The sequence below is a fragment of the Candidatus Sororendozoicomonas aggregata genome (genome assembly GCF_031528575.1).
GTDB lineage: Bacteria > Pseudomonadota > Gammaproteobacteria > Pseudomonadales > Endozoicomonadaceae > Endonucleibacter > Endonucleibacter aggregata.
In genome coordinates, this window is sequence record NZ_JAVLSP010000133.1 from 1 (window position 1) to 7164 (window position 7164).

The window sequence follows — 7164 nt, forward strand, 5'->3', positions numbered from 1 at the left end:
GGAGCGCCGTACCGGGGAGTACGGTCGACTGAGCAAAACTCCCTTAGAGCCGCAAGGAGCAAGCAAGGCCAGGAGCATGTTTATGAAATATCCGGGCTATCATCCCACAAAGAGGGAAATCCATTGCAAACAGTAAATCTGCGTTTTCACAAAGATGGCAACTCCCCGTCAAAAACCCAATGAAACAGCTTAATGACTTGCCAACTCAACCAAAGCCCACTTGAAAACTGGATTATCAAATAATAACTGGCCCTTCGGGCTCCCCACACAAGCCCTCATGCCGCATTGAACGATTTGACCAGGGCCACAGGACCACAGGACCACAGGGACGTTTAAGACAGTTTCTGAGAATACATCACCACCCCAAATTATTCCTGTTATGGACTGGTGAGGAGCCTTTATTTTTTAAAGCCCGGCGGCAACTCTCAATGCTTCGGCTTTATCGGTTTTCTCCCAGCTAAACTCAGCCTCTTCACGACCAAAATGACCGTAAGCGGCGGTTGCCTGATAAATGGGACGTTTAAGATCAAGCATTTCAATAAGGCCACGTGGGCGTAAATCAAAGTACTCATGCACCAACTCTACAATTTTTTCATCCGTAATTTTACCCGTACCAAAGGTATTGACGGAGATGGAGGTAGGCTCCGCAACACCGATAGCATAAGACACCTGAATTTCACAGCGATCAGCAATACCCGCGGCCACCAGGTTTTTCGCCACATAGCGCCCTGCATAAGCAGCAGAACGGTCAACTTTGGAAGGGTCTTTGCCAGAAAATGCGCCGCCACCATGGCGCGCCATGCCACCGTAGGTATCCACAATAATTTTACGGCCCGTCAAGCCACAGTCACCCACGGGGCCGCCAATCACAAAGATACCAGTGGGGTTAATATGGAAGCGGGTTTCAGTGTGCAACCACTCAGAAGGGAGCACGGGTTTGATGATATGCTCCAGCACTTCTTCTTCAATCTGCTGTTGAGAAACACCCGGGTTATGCTGTGTAGATAAAACGACAGCATCCACACACCGGACATTACCCTTGCTATCATAGCGCAACGTAACCTGACTTTTGGCGTCTGGCCGTAACCATGGCAGGGTACCATTTTTCCGCAGCCGTGCCTGACGTTTAACCAGTTCATGGGCATAGTAAATTGGCGCAGGCATAAGCACAGGTGTCTCATTGGTGGCATAGCCAAACATCAGGCCCTGATCACCCGCTCCCTGTTCACGCGCGTGAGTTTCATCAACACCCACGGCAATATCCACAGACTGTTTGCCAATGGCGTTCATTACCGCCACTGATTCACCATCAAAACCCAGGTCGCCGTTGTTATAGCCAATGTCGGTAACGACGTTACGTACCAGCTCTTCAATATCAACATAAGTATTGGTGCGCACTTCACCGGCAACAATCACCATGCCAGTTTTCACCATTGTTTCAACAGCAACACGTGCTTCCGGGTCATCTTTCAAGATGGCATCCAAAATCGCGTCGGAAATCTGGTCCGCCACTTTGTCAGGATGCCCTTCAGATACAGACTCAGAAGTGAACAGTGAGTAATCTGCCATAGTTGTCTTTTGCCTCAGTTGTCTTTTGCACACTGACATTCAAGCAGGGCGGGTAAAACGCCGGACTTGAATCTGAAAACCATTGCGTAATGCCAGATACTGGGCATCGCAATTAATAAAACCTGCCTGCTCAGCCCACTGACTCAACTCTTCCGGGCTAAACCCCAGCCAGAGGTCGCCACAGGAGGAACGTGTCCATTCCTGATCATGGCGACACAGCTCACTGACCAGGAAACTGCCTCCCGGCTTTAGCAACGCCAAAGCCCTTGGAATCATTGCTGCCGGACTCGGCACATGGTGTAGCACCATATTAGCGACTATGCAGTCACACTGGTTGTTAAGATTATCCAGCTCGTGAATTTCACCAAGATGAAATTTAACATTGTCAAGTTTTTCATCATTGGCCCGTTGCTGCGAGCACCTCAGCATAGTCTGACAGTTATCCACCGCATAAACCCTGGCAAACTGTTGGCTCAGCGTTTTTAAAAAAGCCCCTTCACCCGGCCCGATTTCCACTGCCAGAGCGCTGGCCGGAAAGCTTGTTTGCCCCAGAAGTATCGTCATACCTTCTGCATAAAGCCCATGGTCAGCAATAAGCTCCTGCTGCTTGCTCAGCACGTCGGCGTTGCGGACGAAAAATTGCCGTGACTGCTCAGCACGTTGCTGCTGGATGCTGTTAAGTCTTTTTGTTAATTCTTCAGACAAACCGGTGCGATCCACAGCAGTAAAAAAGGCGCGAATAATCCCTTCATGGCAACTATTGGCTGGGGGCAGGGCCCGTCGGTAAAAGATGGTATTGCCTTCCTTACGCGTGGTGACCAATCCCGCTTGCAACAACACTTTCAGGTGGTGGCTCATGGCGGGCTGGCGCATACCAAACACCTCACTAAGGGCCAGTACCCCCAATGATTCAGTACGCAATACCCGCAAAACGCTAAGGCGAAGCTTATCACCAAAAGCTTTTCCGAAGGTGGCGAGCTGATCAGTGGTTGTGATCTCTGGCAAGTGCTGCTCCTGTTGAGGTGATGTGAAACGAGTCTAGCAGGCACCGCCGGGTATATCAAAATATTTCGATATACCCGGCGGTGCCTGCCAGACAGATCGAACTCCTTCTGAAAAGCTGTTTATGATCTTGTCTGAAAAACCCAAAACAGGCCGCTTTTATGGGCGGTTGTTATTGATAAATGGAGGATAAAAGTGAACTGAGCCGGTAGTTGGCCGATAAGTTCATGAACCTTAGGGAGATAGTCGATGAATAACAATATCAACAGGGTAACAACGGCAATTGCAAAAACTACCCAACAACTTCAACACGCCATCAGAACAACGTTTGCAGGAAAATCTCGCGCTATCAACGTCCGGCCCTTACTAAAAAAGCTGTTAGGTTTAAAGCAAGCGTCTTCCAAGCCTCAGAAAAAACCTATCAACAGACGAAGCGTAGAAAACCACTTTGGCGTTGAACCGAAAATGAGCAGGCACCGAATAAAACGACAGCAGGCCAGTCAGTTGCACACAGCAAGGCCCGTTATGAACAAAGCAGTGGCCGGGCAACCTTTTAAAGCGCCTGAATCTATTGAACAAATTATCCAGAACTTACCCGAGCCTCCCAGTGAAACACCTGAACAAAAGAGTCATTACGATTTTGAGCAGGCCAGGCAGTTGAGCAAACCCCAATTAAAAGCCCTGGGTAAACAACTACAGGGTAATGATGCCCACCGATTCTTGCGGGATTTAACCTGTGGTGCCTTTGACCAAACGTTTAACGGCGATATCGCACTGAGTAATCACATCAAAATTGAGCTTCTGGGCAAGGTAAACACCGGTATGGCTCTCGCCAATAATAAGGCGAACCGCCTTAAAGCGTTGCTATTAAACGATTCACTCTCGCCAGCTTCAACAAACAGGATTGAACGCATCCTGGCAAAGACAGAGCTACTTCCAGCTAAACGTCGGTCAGAGCTTGAAAATCTGATTCGAATCAAGCGTAACCAGCTTCAAATGTAGCCCGGCTGAAACTCTCAGACTTGGGCATTTTATCGTGACTCCTGGAGCCTGTCGGACTTAAGCTTTCGAGCATAAAATTCAGTAGGGCGAGTCAGAATTTTCGATCAATTTGTGCGAATAGTTGACCTATTTAAGCAAATTCATCGGAAAATATGGCCGCACTTTCTCGCACTTTCTCGCACTTTCTGGATTTCAGGCCGAAATTGCCTTAAGTCCGACAGGCTCCTTGACATTTGTTGTACTAAAACCTCTTCCAACAGTCTAGAATAGCGGCCAAACCAAACTGACTGACCTTATCAGGAGTCCTGATTTCTATGTCATCTCGTCGTGAGCTCGCTAATGCGATCCGTGCCCTGAGCATGGATGCTGTGCAAAAAGCCAAATCCGGTCATCCCGGTGCCCCCATGGGAATGGCAGATATCGCCGAAGTCCTGTGGCATGACTACCTGAAGCATAACCCGACTAACCCTCATTGGGCAGACCGTGACCGCTTTGTGCTTTCCAACGGACACGGCTCTATGCTGCTGTATTCTTTGCTGCACCTGAGCGGTTATGATGTCTCTATTGAGGATTTGAAAAACTTCCGCCAGCTTCATTCTAAAACCGCAGGCCACCCGGAATACGGTTATGCCCCCGGCATTGAAACGACCACAGGCCCTCTCGGTCAGGGTATTGCCAACGCTGTGGGTATGGCCATTGCCGAGAAAGCCATGGCTGCTCAGTTTAACCGTGAAGGTCACACGGTTGTCGATCATAACACCTATGTCTTTTTAGGCGACGGTTGCCTTATGGAAGGCATCTCTCACGAAGTCTGCTCCCTGGCAGGGACACAGGGATTAGGCAAACTGATTGCGTTCTACGATGACAATGGTATCTCCATTGATGGTGAAGTGAAGGGCTGGTTTACTGATGATACGGTCAAGCGCTTTGAAAGCTACCACTGGCAGGTCATTCCGGCTGTTGACGGCCATGACCCCGAGGCCATTATTGCTGCCATTGAAGCTGCCCGTGCGGAAACGGATAAGCCTACTTTAATATGCTGCAAAACGGTGATTGGTTTCGGATCACCCAATAAAGAAGGCAAAGAAAGCTGCCATGGTGCCCCCCTCGGTGATGATGAAATCAAGCTGACCCGTGAGCGCCTCGGTTGGGAACACGCTCCCTTCACTGTCCCTCAGGAAATCTACGGTGCCTGGAATGGCCGTGAAAAAGGTCAGGCGGCAGAAGCGAGGTGGCAGGAGAAATTTGCGGCTTATGAAGTGGCCTACCCTGAGCTGGCGGCTGAGTTTACCCGTCGCGTCAACGGTGATTTGCCCGTTGATTTCTCTGAAAAGGCCAATGCCTATATTCAAGAATGTCAGGCAAACGCTGAAAAAATCGCCAGCCGCAAAGCCTCTCAGAATACCCTCAATGCCTACGGCCCCCTCCTGCCAGAACTGCTCGGCGGCTCCGCTGATCTGGCGGGTTCCAACCTCACTATCTGGAGCGGCTCCAAAGGCATCAGCAAAGAAGACGCCAGCGGAAACTATCTGTACTACGGTGTACGTGAATTTGGCATGAGCGCCATAATGAACGGCATTGCCCTGCACGGTGGCTTTGTACCTTACGGTGCCACCTTTCTGGTGTTCATGGAATACGCTTGTAATGCCGTGCGGATGGCCGCGCTGATGAAGCAGCGCAATATCTTTGTCTACACCCACGACTCCATCGGCCTGGGTGAAGATGGCCCAACACACCAGCCGGTTGAGCAACTGTCAAGCCTGCGCATGACACCTAATATGAACACCTGGCGTCCCTGTGACACCGTTGAGTCCGCTGTCGCCTGGAAGCACGCCATTGAGCGTACCGATGGCCCCAGTGCGTTGGTTTTCTCTCGCCAGGGTTTGCCTTGCATGCACCGTGACAGCCGACAGGTGACAGATATTGACCGCGGTGGTTATATCCTGAAAGACTGTGAAGGCTTGCCAGAGCTGATTCTTATGGCAACAGGCTCTGAAGTGGAACTGGTGATAAAAGCGGCTCGAAACCTGACGGAGCAAGGCCGAAAAGTGCGTGTGATTTCTATGCCATCCACCGAAGTGTTTGATACACAGGACGCTGCATACAAGCAGAAGGTACTGCCCCTGGAAGTCACTGCCAGGGTTGCCGTTGAAGCAGCCTCTGAAGATTTCTGGTACAAGTACGTTGGCCTCGATGGCCGCGTTGTGGGTATGACCACCTATGGTGAGTCTGCCCCTGCCAGCGACCTGTTCGCCTACTTTGGTTTTACCGAAGAAAACGTCGTTGCTGTTGCCAGTGAATTAATGGATTAACACCTATCGCCCCCGGCCCGTGTCAGGGGGCGTTCTCAATCAGACATGTGTCCAACCAGTGAATTTTATGCTCGAAAGCACTAGTCCGACAGGCTCCTAGGCCAGGTCACCGATATCATCAGGTAAAAATGCAGGAGTAAATTCAGGGGGGGAAAATTCAAATATTTTTTTAACTTTAGCGCGAAGATGCCCATATAACCTACTGCTGTCACAAAACCAATTACACTGGTGTCTCTCTGTCCCTGTGGGTGTATGTAATTCCTGAAACGCTGTTACATGATGAAGCAACCCCTGACGATACAAATCTTCTTCCTTGTACAAAAATGCAAAACATCCCCGTTTTATTTTGTGATCTTCGTTACTCCAATACTTTGTGGTATCTGTGCTTGCCGTTGATTGGTTTGGCACAAACCCCAGGTTGACAAAGAAATCTATCGCTGACAGCGCAGGATGGTCAACATAAATGCAATGGTATTGTTCACTGCACGCTTTGACGGCAACCAGAAAAAGAAGCAAGTGCCCCAGAAAAAAATCTCTAAAGTCTTCGTCAATCCCTATATTCAAAATGGTATAGCGGGACGGTGATACCTTGATGTAACCAGGCTCTGATATATCGTCTGCTTTGAGAGGCCCGAGGCGAACAGAGGTACAACAACAGACACTATATTCGCCATTCTTATGAGTTCTTATCAGGTAATAAAGAACTGTATTCTTGTCTAACTGGTAAAAGTCGAGTTCGAAAGCCAAGCGTTTATCAAGAAAACTACTTCCAACGTTTTCTTTGGTGGTTAAAGGTCTAATTCTGGTACCTCTGGGATAAATCAATTCGTCTGGCCTCAGCATAATCCCTCCTGTGACTGTAGGCAGTAGCAGCCACTGAGTTTCTGTCCCCTGGCGTCTTTTTTACTGCTATGACGTACTTTGTTTAAGCACCACCTTGCACGAACCAGGCTCCACAGCAAGGGAGCTTCCTTTTATTAAGCTTGCAGCCTAGATAGTTAAAAAATGTCTTTTATATAGCAGGCTCCTCCAGAGACAAGCCCTATGAAATAGCAATATAAACCTGTTTTAGCGAGGCCGCCAAAGGGTTGCTACTGCTATTTCTCACCGTATTCAGCCGATCAATGGTTTGCTTCATCATCTCTTTCAGGGTGTTTTTTGACGCGATGAGTCTCGTCAGCTAGCCCGGATATTTCATAAACTGCCCTGAGAATTGCGCGGAACCTTGCGGCTCTAAGGGATTTTGCGAAGGAGCGCCGTACCGGGGAGTACGGTCGAC

At 49.3% G+C, this 7164-nt stretch carries 5 protein-coding genes; 2 read left to right on the top strand and 3 right to left on the bottom strand.

Going from position 1 to position 7164, the window contains the following annotated elements:
- Positions 1-405: 405 nt before the first annotated feature.
- Both metK and V4C51_RS16545 read right to left on the bottom strand, forming a co-directional pair.
- Positions 406-1569, bottom strand: a complete 1164-nt coding sequence (gene metK / locus V4C51_RS16540; protein WP_330927283.1) for a methionine adenosyltransferase — start codon at positions 1567-1569, stop codon at positions 406-408.
- Positions 1570-1608: 39 nt separating this feature from the next.
- A complete protein-coding gene (locus V4C51_RS16545) occupies positions 1609-2574 on the bottom strand; it encodes an ArsR/SmtB family transcription factor (protein ID WP_330927284.1) in 966 nt (321 codons plus the stop codon).
- Between the two features lie 246 nt (positions 2575-2820).
- Between V4C51_RS16545 and V4C51_RS16550 the strand changes: the two genes are divergently transcribed.
- Both V4C51_RS16550 and tkt read left to right on the top strand, forming a co-directional pair.
- Entirely contained in the window at positions 2821-3573 is a 753-nt protein-coding gene (locus V4C51_RS16550) for a hypothetical protein (protein WP_330927285.1), read from the top strand.
- A 314-nt stretch (positions 3574-3887) separates the two neighbouring features.
- Positions 3888-5885 (top strand): transketolase, encoded by a 1998-nt coding sequence (gene tkt / locus V4C51_RS16555; RefSeq protein WP_330927286.1) that lies wholly within the window; start codon positions 3888-3890, stop codon positions 5883-5885.
- 96 nt (positions 5886-5981) lie between these two features.
- Here the strand turns inward: tkt and V4C51_RS16560 are convergent, their stop codons facing one another.
- Entirely contained in the window at positions 5982-6728 is a 747-nt protein-coding gene (locus V4C51_RS16560) for a hypothetical protein (protein WP_330927287.1), read from the bottom strand.
- Positions 6729-7164: the final 436 nt, after the last annotated feature.